This window comes from Occultella glacieicola (genome assembly GCF_004353825.1).
Classification (GTDB): Bacteria; Actinomycetota; Actinomycetes; order Actinomycetales; family Beutenbergiaceae; genus Occultella; species Occultella glacieicola.
This window is the reverse complement of the sequence record NZ_SMNA01000007.1, coordinates 1-16915: the sequence shown is the minus strand read 5'-3', so window position 1 is coordinate 16915 and position 16915 is coordinate 1. Positions and strand designations below refer to the sequence as shown.

The 16915-nt window shown below is 73.1% G+C and carries 12 protein-coding genes and 1 pseudogene; 5 read left to right on the top strand and 8 right to left on the bottom strand.

The window, feature by feature from the left end:
- Nucleotides 1-24 precede the first annotated feature (24 nt).
- Nucleotides 25-1305: an NAD(P)/FAD-dependent oxidoreductase gene (locus EXU48_RS15020; RefSeq protein ID WP_133108502.1), complete on the bottom strand. Its 1281-nt coding sequence runs from the start codon at nt 1303-1305 to the stop codon at nt 25-27.
- The gene (locus EXU48_RS15015; RefSeq protein WP_133108501.1) at nt 1302-2387 is read right to left on the bottom strand and encodes a semialdehyde dehydrogenase; all 1086 of its coding nucleotides are present in this window, start codon (nt 2385-2387) and stop codon (nt 1302-1304) included. The genes EXU48_RS15020 and EXU48_RS15015 overlap by 4 nt, the downstream gene beginning before the upstream one ends.
- 273 nt (nt 2388-2660) lie before the next feature.
- On the opposite strand from EXU48_RS15015, the gene EXU48_RS15010 reads away from it, so the two are divergent.
- Together EXU48_RS15010 and EXU48_RS15005 are read left to right on the top strand one after the other, a co-directional pair.
- A complete protein-coding gene (locus tag EXU48_RS15010) occupies nt 2661-3581 on the top strand; it encodes an intradiol ring-cleavage dioxygenase (RefSeq protein WP_235857052.1) in 921 nt (306 codons plus the stop codon).
- A gap of 113 nt (nt 3582-3694) precedes the next feature.
- Nucleotides 3695-6709, top strand: coding sequence for an AfsR/SARP family transcriptional regulator (locus tag EXU48_RS15005; protein WP_165962834.1), 3015 nt, complete (start codon nt 3695-3697; stop codon nt 6707-6709).
- A gap of 84 nt (nt 6710-6793) precedes the next feature.
- On the opposite strand, the pseudogene EXU48_RS25510 reads toward EXU48_RS15005, so the two are convergent.
- The 3 genes and pseudogenes from EXU48_RS25510 to arfB all read right to left on the bottom strand — a co-directional run.
- Nucleotides 6794-7462 (bottom strand): annotated as a pseudogene (locus EXU48_RS25510) (HAD family hydrolase); the annotation flags it as partial.
- Nucleotides 7459-9087 carry an MFS transporter gene (locus tag EXU48_RS14990; protein WP_133108499.1) on the bottom strand — a complete coding sequence of 543 codons (1629 nt, stop codon included), beginning with the start codon at nt 9085-9087 and terminating at the stop codon, nt 7459-7461. The pseudogene EXU48_RS25510 and the gene EXU48_RS14990, both read right to left, overlap by 4 nt.
- Before the next feature lie 66 nt (nt 9088-9153).
- On the bottom strand, nt 9154-9585 hold the full coding sequence (arfB, locus tag EXU48_RS14985) for an alternative ribosome rescue aminoacyl-tRNA hydrolase ArfB (RefSeq protein ID WP_133108498.1): 432 nt from the start codon (nt 9583-9585) through the stop codon (nt 9154-9156).
- 64 nt (nt 9586-9649) lie between these two features.
- Here arfB and EXU48_RS14980 point away from each other — a divergent pair, with 64 nt between their 5' ends.
- Complete coding sequence (locus tag EXU48_RS14980) at nt 9650-10645, top strand: diacylglycerol/lipid kinase family protein (protein WP_133108497.1); 996 nt, start codon at nt 9650-9652, stop codon at nt 10643-10645.
- A 144-nt stretch (nt 10646-10789) separates the two neighbouring features.
- Nucleotides 10790-11722, top strand: a complete 933-nt coding sequence (locus tag EXU48_RS14975) for an ADP-ribosylglycohydrolase family protein (protein WP_133108496.1) — start codon at nt 10790-10792, stop codon at nt 11720-11722.
- Nucleotides 11723-11735: 13 nt separating this feature from the next.
- Here the strand turns inward: EXU48_RS14975 and EXU48_RS14970 are convergent, their stop codons facing one another.
- Nucleotides 11736-13940 (bottom strand): heavy metal translocating P-type ATPase, encoded by a 2205-nt coding sequence (locus tag EXU48_RS14970; RefSeq protein WP_133108761.1) that lies wholly within the window; start codon nt 13938-13940, stop codon nt 11736-11738.
- 68 nt (nt 13941-14008) lie between these two features.
- On the bottom strand, nt 14009-15037 hold the full coding sequence (locus EXU48_RS14965) for an ICP22 family protein (protein ID WP_133108495.1): 1029 nt from the start codon (nt 15035-15037) through the stop codon (nt 14009-14011).
- Nucleotides 15038-15166: 129 nt separating this feature from the next.
- Between EXU48_RS14965 and ald the strand changes: the two genes are divergently transcribed.
- Nucleotides 15167-16282: an alanine dehydrogenase gene (gene ald, locus EXU48_RS14960; RefSeq protein ID WP_133108494.1), complete on the top strand. Its 1116-nt coding sequence runs from the start codon at nt 15167-15169 to the stop codon at nt 16280-16282.
- A gap of 120 nt (nt 16283-16402) precedes the next feature.
- Here the strand turns inward: ald and EXU48_RS14955 are convergent.
- The coding region (locus tag EXU48_RS14955; RefSeq protein WP_207947767.1) for a hypothetical protein at nt 16403-16915 on the bottom strand (513 nt) is incomplete at its 5' end.

Below are 16915 nucleotides of genomic sequence, written 5' to 3'. Positions count from 1 at the left end.
TCGCCGGACCTCGATCCCACCCCCTCAGGGCACCACCTCGGGCGAACGCGATGCGAACACTGGGACAACGCCCGATGACGCCCGCCCGGCGCCGGTGACGCGACCACGACCCGCGGCGAGGTCTCCCAGTACCGCGAGCGCCCGCCGTCGGGACGGCATGAAGCGGAGGAAGAACACCAGTCGCAGCACCCAGGCGAGGGCGCCGGTGAACGGGATGCCGTAGAGCTCGCTGATCGAACGGCCGAGACCGAACGACGCGGCCCGGCCGAGCCCGCGGTAGGTGAACGGCCGCGCCGCACGGGCGGCGCGCCCCGGGAGCCCGAGCCCGGCATGCAGCGACGCGGCCACATTCGCCCCGGCGTGCGCGCCCGCCTTGATCGCCCAGAGCGCGTTCGCCGGCACCGCCTCGCGGGTGCCGGGCCGCACCACCCGGGCGGCATCCCCGGCCGCCCAGATGCCGGTGGTCACGGACAGGTCGGGCCCCGTGGTGAGCCGTCCCCGCTCGTCGCGGAACTCCTCGAGCCCGGCGAGGCCCACCGGGGCCTGCCCGACCGTGGCGATCACGGTGCCGGCGCGCAGGTAGGTCCCGTCGGCCAGCCGCGTACCACCGGAGTCGACCTCGGCGGCCCGGACCCGGGTCCGCACGGCGACCCCGAGCCGAGCCAGTTCGGCCTCCGCGCGCTCGCGCAGTCGGGGCTGGTCGTCCAGCTCCGGCAGCAACCGTGGCCCGGAGTGCACCAGGGTGACCTGCAGGTCGCCGGCGCCACGGTCGGCGGCGGCCGCGGCGAGTTCCACCCCGGCCAGGCCACCACCGACCACGACGACCCGCCGACCCGCGGTCCCGGCCGGCGCGTGCACGGCCGCGGCGATCCGGTCGGTGAGCGCCCGGATGTCCCCCGGGCCCCGCAACGTCCACCCGTGGCGGGCCATCCCCGGAACCATCCCCACGGGCTCGCGCCCGCCGGTACCCACCACGAGGGCCGTGTACGACAGATCGGACCGGACGCCGTCGTCGGCCCGTTCGATCTCGACCAGCCGCTGCCGCCGGTCGATCCGGACTGCCCGCGCGCGCAGGATCCGGGCCTGCGGCATGACCTCCGCCAGCGGCGTGCGCGTGCGTTCGAACGGGAGGATGCCGGCGATCACCTCACCCGTGAAGCCGTGGAAGCTGTGGGCGTCGTCGGGGCTGACCACGACGACCTCGAGGCGGCCCGAGCGCACCTGGTGCCCGAGCCGCCTCATCAGGGCACGGTAGGCGAACAGGGTCACGTACCCGCCGCCGAGGAGCACCACGCGGGCGTTCATGCCGGCACCGTCGCCGCGGTGGCCAGCGGCCTGCCGAAGGAGGTCGGCTCGGCGGGGGTGAAACCGAGGTGGGCCAGGTCCGCGGCCAGGGCGCGGACGTGGGCGACCTGCTCGAGGGTCGGCACCCCGAGGCAGAAGTGCCCGGTGTGACCGGTCAGCGCGAGCAGCGCGGTCTCGGCGAAGCACGCATACGCGCGACCGTGCGACAGGCCGAGGTCGCCGCCGGTCAGCCGCAGGCTCGGGATGGACACGATGCCGCCGTCGACGACCCGCACGTCCGGGCGAGCCTCGAGCAGGTCGGGTGCCGTGTTGCGTGGTTGCGTCGCATCCAGGACGACGGCGTCCGGTGCGAGGTGGTCGGGCCGCACCAGGGCGTCGGCGGAGGCCGTGAGCAGAATGACCAGGTCGGCCTCGGCGAGGCCGTTGAGGTCCGTTCCGATCGTGGTCGGTACCCGTCCGGCGATCCGCTCGGCGAGCGCCTCCAGGCGTGGGCGGGACCTGGCGATGAGGCTGAGGTGGTCGAGACCACCATCCGCGGCCAGGAGTTCACTGACCGCTGCACCGACGCTACCGCTGGCCCCCACCACGGCCACCCGCCGGCCGGCCGTGGCGAGCACACCGGCGGTGCCGTTCAGGCCGTTCAGGCCGTCCAGGCCGTCCAGGAGTCGGCGGGCCTGGCTGTCCACGGTGGCCGCGGTGAACGCGTTGCCGTTGGTGACCCCGATGTCGGTGCGGCCGGTCAGGCTCAGCCCGCCGCGGGTCACGGTGGCGGTGAGCGCTCCGAGGCCCACCACGTCGGCACCGGCACGGGCCGCGACGTCGACGGCCCGGTGCACCCGGGCGCGGCCCTCGACCGGATCCTCGAGCAGGTGCCGGGCACCATAGGGCACCATCACGATGCGCCCGACCCGGCGGCCGTCGATGTGCACCGCGGCCATCGTGAACGGCCGCAGCGGCAGCTTGCGCAGGGCCAGGTCGTAGTAGCGCTCCGGCACCCGGGCGAGCGGCGCCCAGACCAGGCCCAAGTCCGGGGCCAGGTGGGCGCGGGGGTGGACCAGGAAGGCGAAGGAGGCGTCGCTCATCGACGGGGTCCTCTCGGGTCTCGGGGGATCCGGTGCAGGCCGGGTAGCAGGGAGGAGGCACCGGCGGGTGTCCGTGATACGCGGCGCCCGCTCCCAGCCCCCACCAAGGGTCCGGTCAGGATCGCGTCAGCCGGCCGCCCGACACTCGGCGGAGCGGACCCCCAACCGCGCCCCCTGACGAGAAGGCGAGCACTCATGTTCAACCGGCGACGAAGCACGATCCTCGGACCCCTGCGACGGACCACGCGGACGAGCCGCCCGAGCCCGATCCGGGTGACCGGTCAGCCGGCGGCGGACCGGCGCCCGAGCGGGGCTACCCGGCCGCCGCAGGAGCAGTGGCTCGACGCGGACGGCAACGTCACCGACGAGGAGGACCGCGGCCTCGTCTACGACCTGGAGACCCTGTTCGACCGGCGCACCGCCCTCGGGCTGTTCGGGGCGGCCGGGGTCGGCCTGCTCGCGGCCTGCACGGCCGGCCCCAGCAGCGAGGCGACCGGCACGCCCTCCTCCGCGACGCCGTCGGGCACGAACGAGCCGGCCACGGGCGCGACGACCGGCGACTCCGTCAGCGTCACCGAGGTCCCCGACGAGACCCAGGGCCCCTACCCAGCCGACGGTTCGAACGGTGCGAACGTGCTGGACGACTCCGGCATCGTGCGCTCGGACATCCGGTCGAGCTTCGGCGCCTCGACGACGACCGCCGAGGGGGTCCCGCTGACGTTCTCGCTGACCGTTCGAGACGTTGCGACCGGCCTCGTGATGCCGGGACTGGCCGTCTACGCATGGCACTGCGACGCCGACGGGAAGTACTCCCTCTACTCCGACGGCGTCGAGAACGAGAACTACCTGCGCGGGGTGCAGGAGACCTCCGCCCAGGGCACTGTCACGTTCACCTCGATCTTCCCGGCCTGCTACTCCGGCCGGTGGCCGCACATCCACTTCGAGGTGTACGAGTCCCTGGCGAACGCGACCAGCGCCGGCCGGATCCTCAAGACGTCGCAGATCGCGCTGCCCCAGGAGGTCTGCGAGGCGGTGTACGGCCGGGCCGACTACCCGGGCAGCACCGCGAACCTGTCCGGGACCAGCCTCACCCGCGACAACGTGTTCGGTGAGGACGGCGGGATCACCCAGCTCGCGACGGTCACCGGGGACGTCTCCGACGGCTACGTCTCGACGCTCACGATCGGGATCTGAGCGGGCGTTCCGGAGAATTGCCCTTCCCCAATCCCCCGTACAGGAGCATGATCCGAAGCGGATACGCGCCGGGGGCGCACCGACCGGGGGTGAATCGCACGGAATCGCACCGCATGCGGTTTGGGGTACTGGGCCCGTTGCAGGTTCTCGACGGCGAAACCGAGGTGACGCCGTCGGGCCGGCTTCAGCGCACCCTGCTCGCGCACCTGCTCGCCCACGTGAACCGGCCCGTGACCGCTGGTGTGCTCGCCGACGCCGCCTGGCCCGGCTTGCGCGAGGGCGGGCCGGGCCGGCTCCAGGTGCACCTGCACCGGCTCCGCAAGCTGCTCGACACGGCGGACCGGCTGACCCACGGGCCGGACGGGTACGTGCTGCACGCCGAGACCGATGAGTTCGACGCGACCCTGTTCGAGTCGCTGCGGAACCAGGCCCTCGCACCCGGCCTCGACCACACCCGGATGATCCCGCTCGCGCACGCGGCGCAGGCGCTCTGGCGCGGCGAGGCTTACGAGGGTCTCGACGGCGACGCGGTCCGGGCGGAGGCGTGGCGGCTGACCGAGCTCGACCTGGAGCTCCTCGAGGTCCGGTACACGGTGGAGCTCGGCCACCACAACCATGCCGCAGTGCTCAGCGACCTCGCCGCGCTGGCGGCCGGGCACCCACTGCGGGAACGTCTGCAGGGCTTGCTCATCACCGGTCTGTACCGCGCGGGACGGCAGGCCGATGCGCTCGAGCACTACCGCCGTACCCATCGTGCGCTCGCCGAGGAGTTGGGGGTGGAGCCCGGGCCGGAGTTACGCGGGGTGCACGCCCTCGTGCTTTCCGGTGAGGCTGCCGTCGCACCCAGCAGCGCGCCGCCGCGCCCGAACCAGCTCCGGCCCGCCGTCACCGGGTTCGTCGGGCGGCGGGCCGAACTCTCGGCCCTGCACCACGCCCTCGGCTCGGGGGCCCGGACCGCATTGATCGCCGGACCTGCGGGCGCCGGCAAGACCTCCCTCGCCCTCCAGTGGGCGCACGAGCACCGCGAGGTGTACCCGGACGGCCAGCTGTACGCCGACCTGGGCGGGTTCAGCGCCAGGCCGCCACTCACGGCCGGCGCAGTGATCACCTCGTGGCTGCTCGCCCTCGGGGTCAGCAACGAACTGATCCCGCGTGATCTCGACGGCCGCTCCGCGCTGCTGCGCTCGCTGACCGTCGAACGGCGGCTGCTGCTGGTCGCGGACAACGCCGGTGAGCCCGACCAGGTGCGCCCGCTGCTGCCGGGCGACGGTACGTCGGTGCTGCTGGTGACCAGCCGGCACGCCCTGCCCGGGCTCGTCGGACGCGACGGCGTACCCCGGGTCGACCTGGGCGGACTCACCGAGGCGGACGCCGTCAGCCTGCTTGCCACCCACACGCAGGACCGCGAGCTGCTGCCGGCGCTGGCCGGACGGTGCGGCTACCTTCCCCTGGCACTCCGCCTGCTCGTCGAGCAGATCGGCACCGGAACGCAACCGATGGCGCAGCTGCTCGCCGAGCTGGACGATCATCGCACCCGCCTGGACCTCCTCGACGCCGCCGGGGACCCGGACGCCGGCATCCGTTCGGTGTTGAGCTGGTCCTACGAGAGCTTGACCCAGCCGGACCGGAGACTGCTTCAGCACCTCGGTGTCCACGCGGGGGCGGACCTGGACGCGGCGGACCTGGCCGCGCTCGCGGACGTCGACGGCGCCACCGCGCGACGTGGCCTGGAGACGCTCCGACGAGTGCACCTGGTCGAACCGGCCGACGGCCGATACACCCAGCACGACCTGCTCGCGGCCTACACCCGCGAACTCGCAGAACACGAACTGAGCCATGACGCGCGGCGGGAGTCGCTGAGCCGCCTGATCCGGCACCTGACCCGCACCGGGTTCCTGGCGTGCGACACCTGGGCACCGACGCGGGCCCCCCACCGCGCCGCTGTCACCGATGGCTACGAGAGCCCCTTCACGACCCCGGCTCTGGCCGCCTCATGGGCCGTGCGGCAGCGCTCGAACGTCGTGGCACTGGCGAGGGCCGCCCGCACGCTCGGCGTCCCCGGACTGGTCGACCTCGCACAGGCCGTGGCGCCGCTGCTGCATCCGCAGGGCTACCTCCACGAGGCGGTCGAGCTGCTCACCCAGACCGTCGAGTCGAGTGCTGAGGACCCCGACCGGATCCCCATCATGGAGGTCTCGCTCGGAGCGCTGCTCGACGACGTCGGTCGCGTCGACGACGCCGTGCGTCGCACCGAGAACGCCTTGATCGCGCTGCGCTCCGAGGGATCCCCCGACCGGCAGGCGGTCGCCGTGTGCAACCTCGGAAGCTACGAGTCCGAGCTCGGCCACTGCAGCCGGGCCGAGGACTTGTACCGTGAGGCGCTCGCCCTCTTCGACGAGTCCGGTCACACCCGACACCGGCCCCACGTGCTCGGCCAGCTCGGCGCCACCGTCATGGGTCTCGGCAGGATCGCGGACGGCCACGCCCTGATGATGGAGGCGACCGCGATGGCCCGCACCGAGCGCCAGGACGACGAACTCGCGACGATGCTCGACCAGCTGGCCGAATACGCCGTCGAATGGCTGGACCTGGCGTCCGCGCGACGGTACGCCGATGAGCTGCACACCCTCGTGTGCGATCGCCAACTGCGACGCACCGAGCCGGCGGCGCTCTGCTGGCAGAGCATCCTCGCCGCCGAGGACGGCGATCTCGATGCCGCCGAGAGGTACGTCGAGCGGGGCCTGAGCCTTGCGCGTGAGATCCAGCTGACGGGGTCCGTGCCCCGGATGATCAACGTCCGGGGCATGGTCGATGCCCGTCGCGGCGACCACGGCACCGCCCTGGCCCGCCACCAGGAGGCGCTCGCGTTGGCCGCCCGGGCCCGCACCCTGCCGGAGCACGCCCACGGGCACCGACACCTGGGGCGCACCTATGAGGCGCTCGGGGACCCGCGGGCGGCAGCCCGCCACTACGCCCGCGCGGTGCAGCAGTACGCGGCCTACGAGCGCGTGGGCCGCTACCCGGACCTGGCCGCCGCGCGACTGGCGGCGTTGACCGCAGCGGCGGTCGGCGGCCCCACGCCGGAGCGGGTCCCGGCCCGCTCGGCCGGGAGGACGTCCACGAGTTGACGGGGCCCCGGTCCGCAGAGCGGAACGCACCGCGCCAGGGCTCGCGGCGACACGCCGCACGGCGGCTAGCCCGTCCAGCTCGGGAAGCCCGGCGCCGACCACGAAGGCCCGGTCCGCCGCCCGCAGCAGCGCCAGGTCGTTGCGATCGTTGCCGAGCGCCAGCACGGCCGTGCGGGTGCCGTCGAGCAGCCGCACGAGGGCGGCCGCCTTGTCCACACCGCGGGCGACGACGTCCAGGTCCCCGGTCTCGTGGGGGAACACGTCCACACCCTCGACCGGGTCCAACATCCGTGCCCACTCCTGCGCCCGGGCCACGGTCACCTTGACCACGCCGACCGGGTCCGGCACCCGTCCGGGGCCGAGAACCCGGCGGTGCCGGGTCCCCCACCAGGGCAGCGAGTCGTGGTCTGTGGCGACGAACTCGTGCCCGTACTCCAGGCAGTAGGCGGCACCGGCGGCGCCGAGCGCCGCCACGATCTGCTCGACGGCGGAGGGCGGGATCGCGGTCCGGGTCACCGTTGCGGTGGCGCCGGAACGCGGCACGACGAGCGCGCCGTTGCAGCAGACCAGGTCGAACCGGTGGGCCCGGGGACCGAACCAGTCGCCGATGCACCGCGGCGTGCGTGAGGTGGCCAGCACCACCCTCGTGTCCGGAGCGACCGCGAGGCGCAGCAGCGCGGACCGGATCGACCGGGCCGGGCGGCGCCCGCCGAACGCGATGGTGCCGTCGAGGTCGGTGACGATCGCCCTCATCTCCGGCCACCGGCCCGCGTCGTCGGCGCCGGCGCGCCGGTCGGCTCTGCGACCCAGTCGCCCGTCGGACCCAGACGTGCCACCCTCGTACCGACCACGTCGGCACTCGCGGGCGGCGGTGCCGCTCCGCGACGGCCCGACGCGAGCGCCCGTCGTGCGAGCGGCCGTCGCCCGTGCATCCGTCGCCCATGCGCCCGTCGCCCGTGCATCCCTCCCGCCCGCGCCACCCAGGCCGGCCGGACCAGGGCAGCGCCGGCGAGGACGAACGCCACCGCCAGCATCGCGATCCCGGCGACCAGGGCGGTGCCCACCACGGGTTCCCCCTCGGCCAGCACCGCGGCCTCGGCGGCACTGCCGCCCTCGCTCTCGGTACTCGGCAACAGCGCCAACGCCGTCAGGGCCGACACCCCCAGCGCGCCCCCCACGTTCTGCGCGGTGGTGAGCAGGCTCGAGGCCGTGCCCCGGTCCCCCTCCGCGGCGGCGTCGACCACGGCGATCGACGCGGCCGGGAACGCCAGCCCGAGCGCTATCCCGACGCCCGCCATGGCGGGCAGCATGGTCGCCGTCCACGGCTGCTGGGCCCCGACCACCACCAGGTACCCCAGGCTCGCGGCGAGCACCAGCGCGCCGGCAGCCATGACCCGCGCCGGTCCGAGCCGGGAGACCAGCCGGGAGCCGAGACCCGCGGTCAGGGTGAACGCGACCGGTTGCGGCAGGATCAGCAGGCCGAGCGCGAACGCGTCGAGGTCACCCTGGCCCTGCAGCCCGAGGCTCAGCGCGAGCATCGAGGACAGCACCGCCGCGTAGACCCCGGCCAGCCCGAGGCAGGCGGCACGGATCGGCGCGGAGGCGAGCACCGCCGTCGGGTAGTCACCGACGCCGCCACGCCGGATCAGCCACGCGACCAGCGCCCCGGCAAGGCCGAGCTCGATCGCGAGGGTCCCGGCGCCGGTGCTCCCGATTCCACCGAGCGCGTGCATGACGAGCATGAGGACCCCGGTCAGGCCGAGTGCGCCGCGCACGTCCAACCGGCCGCCCGAGGGCAGGTTCGTGTGCAGCCGCGCGGTCACGGCCAGTACGGCGGCCACGATCGGGACGAGCAGCACGAAACTCCACCGCCACCCGACCTGCGCGACCACGAAACCCGGCAGTACCAGGCCGAGCGAGAACCCGGCCGCGCCCATCGCGCCGTAGATCGCTACGGCGCGGTTGCGGGCCGGACCCTCCCCCAGGCCGGCCGTGATCAGGGCAAGGGCAGCCGGGGCGCTCAGGGCCGCTCCCGCTCCCTGGACGAACCGGCCGGCGACGATCAGGCCCGGGCCCTGCGCGAGCGCGCAGACAAGGCAGCCCGCGCCGAAGAGCGCCACTCCGAGCCGAAACACCTCCCGGCGGCTCCAGACGTCGGCGACACGTCCGGCCACCGGGAGGCATCCCGCGTAGGCCAGGAGGAACGCCCCGACCGCGATCGGCACCTCGGCTCCCCCGAGGCCGAGATCCGTCGCCATGGCGTGGATCTGCACGTTGATGCTCGACGAGCTCATCCCCTCCAGCAGCAGCGCCAGGCAGATCACGCCGGTGCGGACTGCGCTCAGCGCGGGCGTGGCCGCGCTCGTTCCCTGTGACATGGTGACCACGGTCGCCGCAGCCGCTTACACGCCGCTTACATCACGGTGCGAACGTCGACCGGGCCCCTAGTCCGCGGGGCGGCGGCGCAGCGCCTTCGTCTGCCCGTGCTGCTTCTTCGCGGCCAGCCGGCGTTCCTTGGAACCACGCGTGGGCCTGGTGGCCCGTCGGGACCGGGGCGGCGGGGCCAGGGCATCCATCAGCAGCGCCGCCATCCGGGCCCGGGCGGCGTCGCGGTTGCGCAGCTGCGCGCGGTACTCGGACGCGGCGATGGTCAGGACCCCACCGGTGATCCGCGACGCCAGGCGGCTCATGATCCGATCACGCTGGTGGTCGGTGACCGCCGTCGAGGCGGCCACGTCCCAACTCAGCTCCGCCCGGGAGTCGGCCGTGTTGACACCCTGGCCGCCGGGCCCGGAGGACCGCGAGAACCGCCACGAGAGCTCACTCTCGGGGACGGTCAGGGTCGGACCGACCCGAAGTCCCGCCACGCTCGCCATGGTCACCAGTGTGCCGGTGCCCACGTAATCTGAGCACACCGGGCGGCAGAGGGAGGTGGGCGGCGTGAGCGAGTCGCGTGCCGTCGTCGTGCACAACCCGCTGAAGATGAGCCCGGCCCGGCTGGCTCGGGCCCTGGCCCGGGAGGAGTCGCGCGCGGGGTGGGCCGCCAGCCGGCTCGTGGCCACCGCACCGGAGGAGAGCACCGACTCGCTGCGGGAGCGGATCCTGGCCGAGCCCGCCGACGTCGTCATCGCCGTCGGCGGCGACGGGACGGTCCGCGCCACCGTGGAGGCGGTGATCGGACAGTCGCTTCCGCTCGGGCTGTGGCCGGTCGGCACCACGAACCTGGCCGCGCGGAACCTCGGGCTGAGCATGCTCGACCCGGGCGCCGCCCTCCGCGCCGCGTTCGGTACCGTGGAGCGAGCCGTCGACGTCGGAAGGTTGACGGCGGACCTCACCGATGGCCGCCGGCTCCGGAAGGTGTTCGTGGTACTCGCCGGGTTCGGCGTCGACGCCCAGATGGTGGTGCACACGTCGATGGCGATGAAGCGGCAGTTCGGGTGGCTCGCCTACGTGGACGGGGTGCGCCGCGGCGTCACCCGGTCGGACCGGTTCGAGCTCACCTACAGCCTGGATCGCGCCGAGCCCCGGGCCGTGCGCGCCCACACGTTCGCGATCGGCAACGGCGGGTCGCTGCCGGCCGGGCTCACCCTGCTTCCGGACGCGGTGATCGACGACGGCGAGCTGGACGTGCTGCTGCTGCGGCCCGAGGGCGCCAGCGGGTGGCGCGACCTGGCGAGGTGGTTCTTCACGGAGAACGGTCTCGTCCAACGGATCCGGCGCACGAACGGACACCGCAGCGACGTCCCCCGTGGTGAATCGGTGTTGATGGCACGGACCCAGGAGGTGCGTCTGACCGTGCGGCACGGCGAGGACTTCCAGATCGACGGCGAGTACCTCGGCAAGGTGGTGGCACTGCGCGTCGTGGTGATGCCGGGCGCCCTGCGGGTCCGGGTGCCGTCGATCCGCTCCGATTCCGGACCGGTGGATCGCCGCTGAATCGGTTCCGCGGAGTCCACCCACGGATCGATCCACGGCCCGGCGCGATCACGCTTACGATGTCCACCAGGCACTCGTCGATCGGCCGCGATCTCATTCCCCCAATGCAGCCAGGGCAGGGTCGCCACTGTCGGAAGGATCGCTGTGACGTCGACGCTGCAGGCGCGTGACCTCCTCATGGATCGCGCCAGGGGCGCGCTCACCGGCCTGGCCGTCGGTGACGCCATGGGCCTGCCCGGTGACCGTTGGCCGCACTCGCGGCTGCGGACCCACTACGGCTGGATCGACCAGCTCCTTCCGGCCCGCACCGGTGACCGGACCCGACGGGCCGGGCACGTGAGCGCTGGCACCCTGGAGGCGATCGCGGTCGCCGAGGCACTGCGCGACGGCGCGGGCCGAGCCACGCCGGAAGCGGTCGCCGAACGGATGGACGCGGCGGGCGACCGGCCCCGCCGCCCGGTACACATCTCCCGGTTCGTCCCGTTGGGGATCGTGCACACCGGACTCGATCTCGACGCCCTGGTCGAGGACATCCTGGTCACCGCCGGAGGGCATCACCTCTCGAACGCAACGGTCGCCGCGGCCGCGCTGGTCACCGGCGTGATCACGTCCGCGCTGGACGCACCCGCCGGTGCCACCGGAGCGGTGTTCATCCCGGCTCACCTGGAGATCGGATTCCGGGCCGCGGAGGTCGGGTTCACGCATGGAGCTCCGGTGGCCGCGCCGTCGGTGATCCAGCGGTCCCTGCTGGCCCGGGAGATCGCCATGAACGCCGAGAGCGACGCGAGCTTCCTGCAACACCTCTACGACGTCATCGGCACCACCCCGGCGGCCACCGAGGTGGTCCCGGCCGCGGTCGGCCTCCTCGTGCGCGGCGAGGGCATCCCGTTCCGGGTCGCCACGCTGGCCGCGAACCTGGGCGGCTCCAGCACCGCGATCGGCGCGCTCGCCACGGCGATGGCCGGCGCGATCAACGGACGCTCCGTGCTGCCGCCCGACTGCGTGGCCACGGTCCGCTCGGTCAATGAGATCGGTCCGTGCGAACTCGCGCAGGTACTGGCGGACCTGCGCCACTGAGCTCGCGCACGGCTCAGCCGAGCGAGCGGAACCGCCGCAGCCGCAGACTGTTGCCGACGACGAACACCGACGAGAACGCCATCGCGGCACCGGCCAGCATCGGGTTCAGCAGCCCGGCCGCGGCGAGGGGAATCGCGGCCACGTTGTACCCGAACGCCCAGAACAGGTTGCCCTTGATCGTGAGCAGGGTCCGGCGGGACAGGGCGACGGCGTCCGCTGCAGCCCGTAGGTCGCCGCGCACGAGCGTGATCTCGCTCGCCTCGATCGCCACGTCCGTGCCTGTGCCCATCGCCATCCCGAGGTCGGCGGCGGCGAGCGCCGCGGCGTCGTTGACGCCGTCCCCGACCATCGCCACCACCTTGCCCTCGGCCCGCAGCGAGGTGACCACGTCGACCTTGTCCGCGGGCAGCACTTCGGCGATCACCCGGTCGATGCCCACCTGCGCCGCGATCTGCTCGGCGGCCTGCTGGTTGTCCCCGGTGAGCAGCACCGGCGTGAGACCAAGCCGCCTCAGCAGCCCGATCGCCTCCGCGGAGGTGTCCTTGACCGTGTCGCCGACCACGACGACGCCGCGGGGCCGTCCCGCCCAGGCGGCGACAACGGCCGTCCGGCCCGCATCGTGTGCGGCGTCGATGGCTACGGTCAGTTCGGCGGGCAGCGCTCCGAACTCGTCGCCGACCCAGCCGGGGCGACCCACGCACACCTGAGTGGCGTCGACGGTGGCCCGCACGCCCCGGCCTTCGAGGTTCTCGAACGCGTGCGCGTCGGGCAGCGCGCCGGCCTGCGCGGCGGCGCGCGCCACGGCACGGGCGATCGGGTGCTCGGAGGCGTGCTCAACGGCACCGGCCCGACGCAGCACGTCTTCGGCGTTCTCACCGGCGGCCGGGACCACCTCCAACAGGGTCATCCGGCCGGTCGTGACGGTGCCGGTCTTATCGAGGACGACCGTGTCGATCCGTCGCGTCGACTCGAGGACCTCGGGTCCCTTGATCAGGATTCCGAGTTGGGCCCCCCGGCCGGTCCCGACGAGCAGGGCGGTCGGAGTGGCGAGGCCGAGCGCGCACGGGCAGGCGATGATCAACACGGCCACCGCGGCGGTGAACGCGACCTGTGCCGGATTGCCGGTGCCGAGCCAGAAGCCGAGGGTGACGACGGCGATCGCCAGCACGACGGGCACGAAGACCCCGGAGATCCGGTCGGCGAGCCGTTGCACCTGCGCCTTGCCGTTCTGGGCGTCCTCGACGAGTGCGGCCATCTGCGCGAGCTGCGTGTCCGAGCCGACCCGCGTCGCGCGGACCACCAGCCGCCCGCCGGCGTTGATCGTGGCCCCGGCGACGTCGTCGCCCTCGGCCACCTCAACGGGCACGGACTCACCGGTGAGCATGGAGTTGTCGACGGCGGAGCGCCCGCCGATCACGACGCCGTCGGTCGCGATCTTCTCACCCGGACGGACCACGAACTCGTCGCCGACCCGGAGGTCGTCGGCCGGCACCCGCAGCTCCACACCACCCTGGAGGAGGGTGACCTCCTTTGCGCCGAGATCGAGGAGCGCGCGGAGTGCGTCGCCGGCGCGACGGCGGGCCCGCAGCTCGAAGTAGCGCCCGGCGAGCACGAACGTGGTGACGCCGGCAGCGACCTCGAGGTAGATGTTCGCTGCGCCGTCGCCGCGGGCGATCGTGAGCTCGAACTCGTGGGTCATGCCGGGCATGCCGGCCGTCCCGAGGAACAGGGCGTACAGGGACCAGCCGAACGCGGCGAGCGTGCCCATCGAGATCAGCGTGTCCATCGTGGCGGCGCCGTGGCGAAGATTGACCCAGGCGGCCCGGTGGAACGGCCAGGCGCCCCAGACCACGACCGGCGCGGCCAGCACCAGCGAGGCCCACTGCCAGTAGGTGAACTGCCAGGCCGGAACCATGGCGAGCACGATCACGGGCAGACTCAGTGCCGCGGAGACGATCACTCGGTTCCGCAGGATCCGCAGCTCCCGCTCCCGCTCGGCGTCCGCGGGGTCGACGGCGTCACCCGCGGCGGGTGCCGAGACGTTCAGTTCGTGCGCGGTGTACCCGGCCTTCTCCACGGCCTCGATGAGCTCGGCCGTGCTGATCGTGGGCGGCACGAAGACGCGCGCCTTCTCGGTCGCGTAGTTCACCGTGGCGGTGGCACCCTCGAGTTTGTTCAGGCGCTTCTCGACGCGGGCAGCGCAGGACGCGCAGGTCATCCCCCCGATGCCGAGTTCGATCCGCTGCAGGTCCGATCCGGCCGTGGTGCCGGGTGCGCCGACGTGGGTCACTCTGTCACCTCCACGGTGAAGTCGGCGGTATGGACGACACCGTCGTGGGAGAAGTCGAGGAACAGCCGGTAGGTGCCGGGGCTGGGGGCGGTGCTCACGAACTCGACCGCCGGACCGGGCTCGTTCTCGTCCATCTCACCCTCGGGATGGGTGTGCAGGTAGGCCAGGTCCCCGACCCGGAGGGCGACGAGGTGACCGTACGCGCCGAGATAGGGGTCCAGGTCCGTGACCGGCCGCCCGTCCTGCGCGATCTCGAAGGTGAGCGGGCCACCGTCGGTGGTCAGGTGCCCCGTGAGGGTGACCGTGTAGGGGGCACCGGTGGAGGAGCGGGCCGTGGGGGCGTCGACGGTGTCGGTGTGGCTCGGTTCTGGGAGCGGCTCGACGGTCACGGCACCCGGCACGGTGACGTCCTGGGCGAGGGTCAGCCCTGCCTCGGCCGCCGCCGGGAGGAAGTCGGCGTAGACGCGGTAACTTCCCGCTGCGTTCCAGGTCCAGTCGATGCTCCAGGTGCCGTCCGCACCGAGGGTCGGGTGGACGTGACGGAACTCGTTGGTGTCCTGGGAGACGACGATCAGGTGCAGATCGCGCTCGTGCTGGGCTGTGTACTCGGTGACGGGGTCCCCGTGGGCGTCGAGCACGCGGAAGGTCAGCGAGCCGACCTCGCCGGTGGTGTCCGGAACGGACAACGAGTCGAGCCGGTACCCGCCCTCGGCCATGAGAACACCGCCCGGCGTCTCCGCGGGTGCGTCGTGCCCGGCTCCCGGTTCGGACCCGCCGTGTCCGGCCTCCTGCCCGGAACCGTCGTGTCCTGCCTCTTGCTGACCGTCCTCTCCGTGCCCGGCCTCCTGCTGACCATCCTCTTCGTGCTCGACATCTTCGTCGCCCCTGTCGCCCCCGCCGGGCTCGTGGGCCGACGGCTGATCCTCCGCGACCGGGAAGCCGGAGACGGACCCGATGGCGAACGCACCTCCGAACAGCACGACCAGTCCGGCTGCGAAGATCGACAACTTCACGGGCACTCGCATGACATTCCTCCCCGAGGCATGCTCAGATCATACCCCTAGGGGGTATCTAGCGCCAACCGTGGAGGATGCTCGGTAGCGCGCCCGCGAAGAACAGGGGAGGCTGGTGCCGGACGACGGGAAGGAGCAAGGATGCGGATCGGCGTGGTCACGGAGGTCAAGAACTCCGAGTTCCGGGTCGCACTCACCCCGGCGGGTGCCCATGAGCTGATCCTCGCGGGCCACGAGGTGGCGGTCCAGCAGGGCGCGGGCATCGGCTCGGCCTTCCCGGACGACGCCTACGCCGACGTCGGTGCCTGGATCGCACCCGCGGCGGCCGACGTCTGGGGGTGGTCCGAACTCCTTCTGAAGGTGAAGGAGCCCGTCGCTTCCGAGTACCCGCTGCTGCGCCGGGACCTCGTGCTGTTCACGTATCTGCACCTGGCCGCGGACGAGGCACTCACCCGCGCCCTGCTCGGCGCCGGCACTACTGCGATCGCCTACGAGACCGTGCAGTTGCCGGATCGCTCGCTGCCTCTGCTGGCCCCGATGAGCGAGGTGGCCGGCAGGTTGTCCGTGCAGGTCGGCGCGTACCAACTGATGAAGGACGAGGGCGGCCGCGGGGTGCTCCTGGGCGGGGTCCCAGGCACACCGCGGGCGAAGGTGGTCATCATCGGCGGCGGGGTCGCGGGCGAGCACGCGGCGGAGGTCGCGATCGGGATGCTGGCGGACGTGACCGTACTCGACGTGTCCGTCCCGCGGCTTCGTGCCCTCGAGGCCCGGTTCGGTCCTCGGGTCCACACCCTGCGTTCCAACCCCTACACCGTGGCCGAGGAGACCCGCACCGCCGACCTGGTCGTCGGCGCCGTCCTGGTTCCCGGTGCCCGAGCCCCGAAACTCGTCACCGAAGCGATGGTGACGCAGATGAATCCCGGCTCGGTACTGGTGGACATCGCCGTCGACCAGGGCGGGTGCTTCGAAGGCACCCGCCCCACGACGTATGCCGAGCCGACCTTCCGAGTGCACGACTCGACGTTCTACTGCGTCGCGAACATGCCCGGTGCGGTCCCGATCACGTCGACGGTCGCGCTCACCAACGTGACGCTGCCGTACGTGGCCGCGATCGCCGCGAACGGCTGGGAATCCGCCCTGGGCCGTCACCCGGAACTGCTGCCCGGGGTCAGCACCACCCGCGGACGGCTCACGAGTGAACCGGTGGCCAACGCGCACGGGTTGCCGCACGAGCCATTGGCGGTCCCGAGCGACTGAGCCCGTCCGTTCGCCCGCGTCCGACACGCGGACCGCCGATGCAGTTCCGCCAACCGGACCACCGATGTGGGACGTGCCGGCCGTGCGGGCGGTTACGGGGCCGTTGCGGACCGCGTGAGGTCACGCGATGTCCGGGCCGCCTCGGATCGAGCCGGCGGATCCGAGCGCCGAACGGCCGAGCGACCGCCGGAACGCACGCTCCCGGTCCTCCCGATGCCTCAGGATCGCGGCCCAGGTCCCGGTCGACCACACCAGGTAGGCCGCGGCCCGCAGCCTCCGTTCCGCCATCCGGATCGAGCGCGCCCGCCTCGGGCGGCACATGAGCACCCAGCGACGCTGTCCGAGTTCGACCACGGTCGGGTGATCGATGTCGACGGCGCGGACCGCGCGAAAGCTGTCCCGCATCTGTCGGTGGTGGTACCAGGCCCTGGCCGGCATCCGGTCGTACCTCGGATGGGATGACCGGTGCGATGGCACCTGATCCGGCGGGAACACGTCCAGGTGGGCCGGGAACCGGCGGCCGCCGTTGTCCCTGACCTCCTGGGTCGGGACCGGCTCGACCTCCCGTCCCGTCTCGTCGACGACCGCCAGCCGGAGCCCTGCCTCCGCGAGCACCTGAGCGAACCGTCCCAC

Excerpts from the sequence above, each read along its gene's own strand:
- EXU48_RS15020 (WP_133108502.1), bottom strand. The coding sequence starts at position 1,305 with ATGAACGCCCGCGTGGTGCTCCTCGGCGGCGGGTACGTGACCCTGTTC.
- EXU48_RS15015 (WP_133108501.1), bottom strand. The coding sequence starts at position 2,387 with ATGAGCGACGCCTCCTTCGCCTTCCTGGTCCACCCCCGCGCCCACCTG.
- EXU48_RS15005 (WP_165962834.1), top strand. The coding sequence starts at position 3,695 with ATGCGGTTTGGGGTACTGGGCCCGTTGCAGGTTCTCGACGGCGAAACC.
- EXU48_RS14990 (WP_133108499.1), bottom strand. The coding sequence starts at position 9,087 with ATGTCACAGGGAACGAGCGCGGCCACGCCCGCGCTGAGCGCAGTCCGC.
- arfB (WP_133108498.1), bottom strand. The coding sequence starts at position 9,585 with ATGGCGAGCGTGGCGGGACTTCGGGTCGGTCCGACCCTGACCGTCCCC.
- EXU48_RS14970 (WP_133108761.1), bottom strand. The coding sequence starts at position 13,940 with ATGACCTGCGCGTCCTGCGCTGCCCGCGTCGAGAAGCGCCTGAACAAA.
- EXU48_RS14965 (WP_133108495.1), bottom strand. The coding sequence starts at position 15,037 with ATGCGAGTGCCCGTGAAGTTGTCGATCTTCGCAGCCGGACTGGTCGTG.
- ald (WP_133108494.1), top strand. The coding sequence starts at position 15,167 with ATGCGGATCGGCGTGGTCACGGAGGTCAAGAACTCCGAGTTCCGGGTC.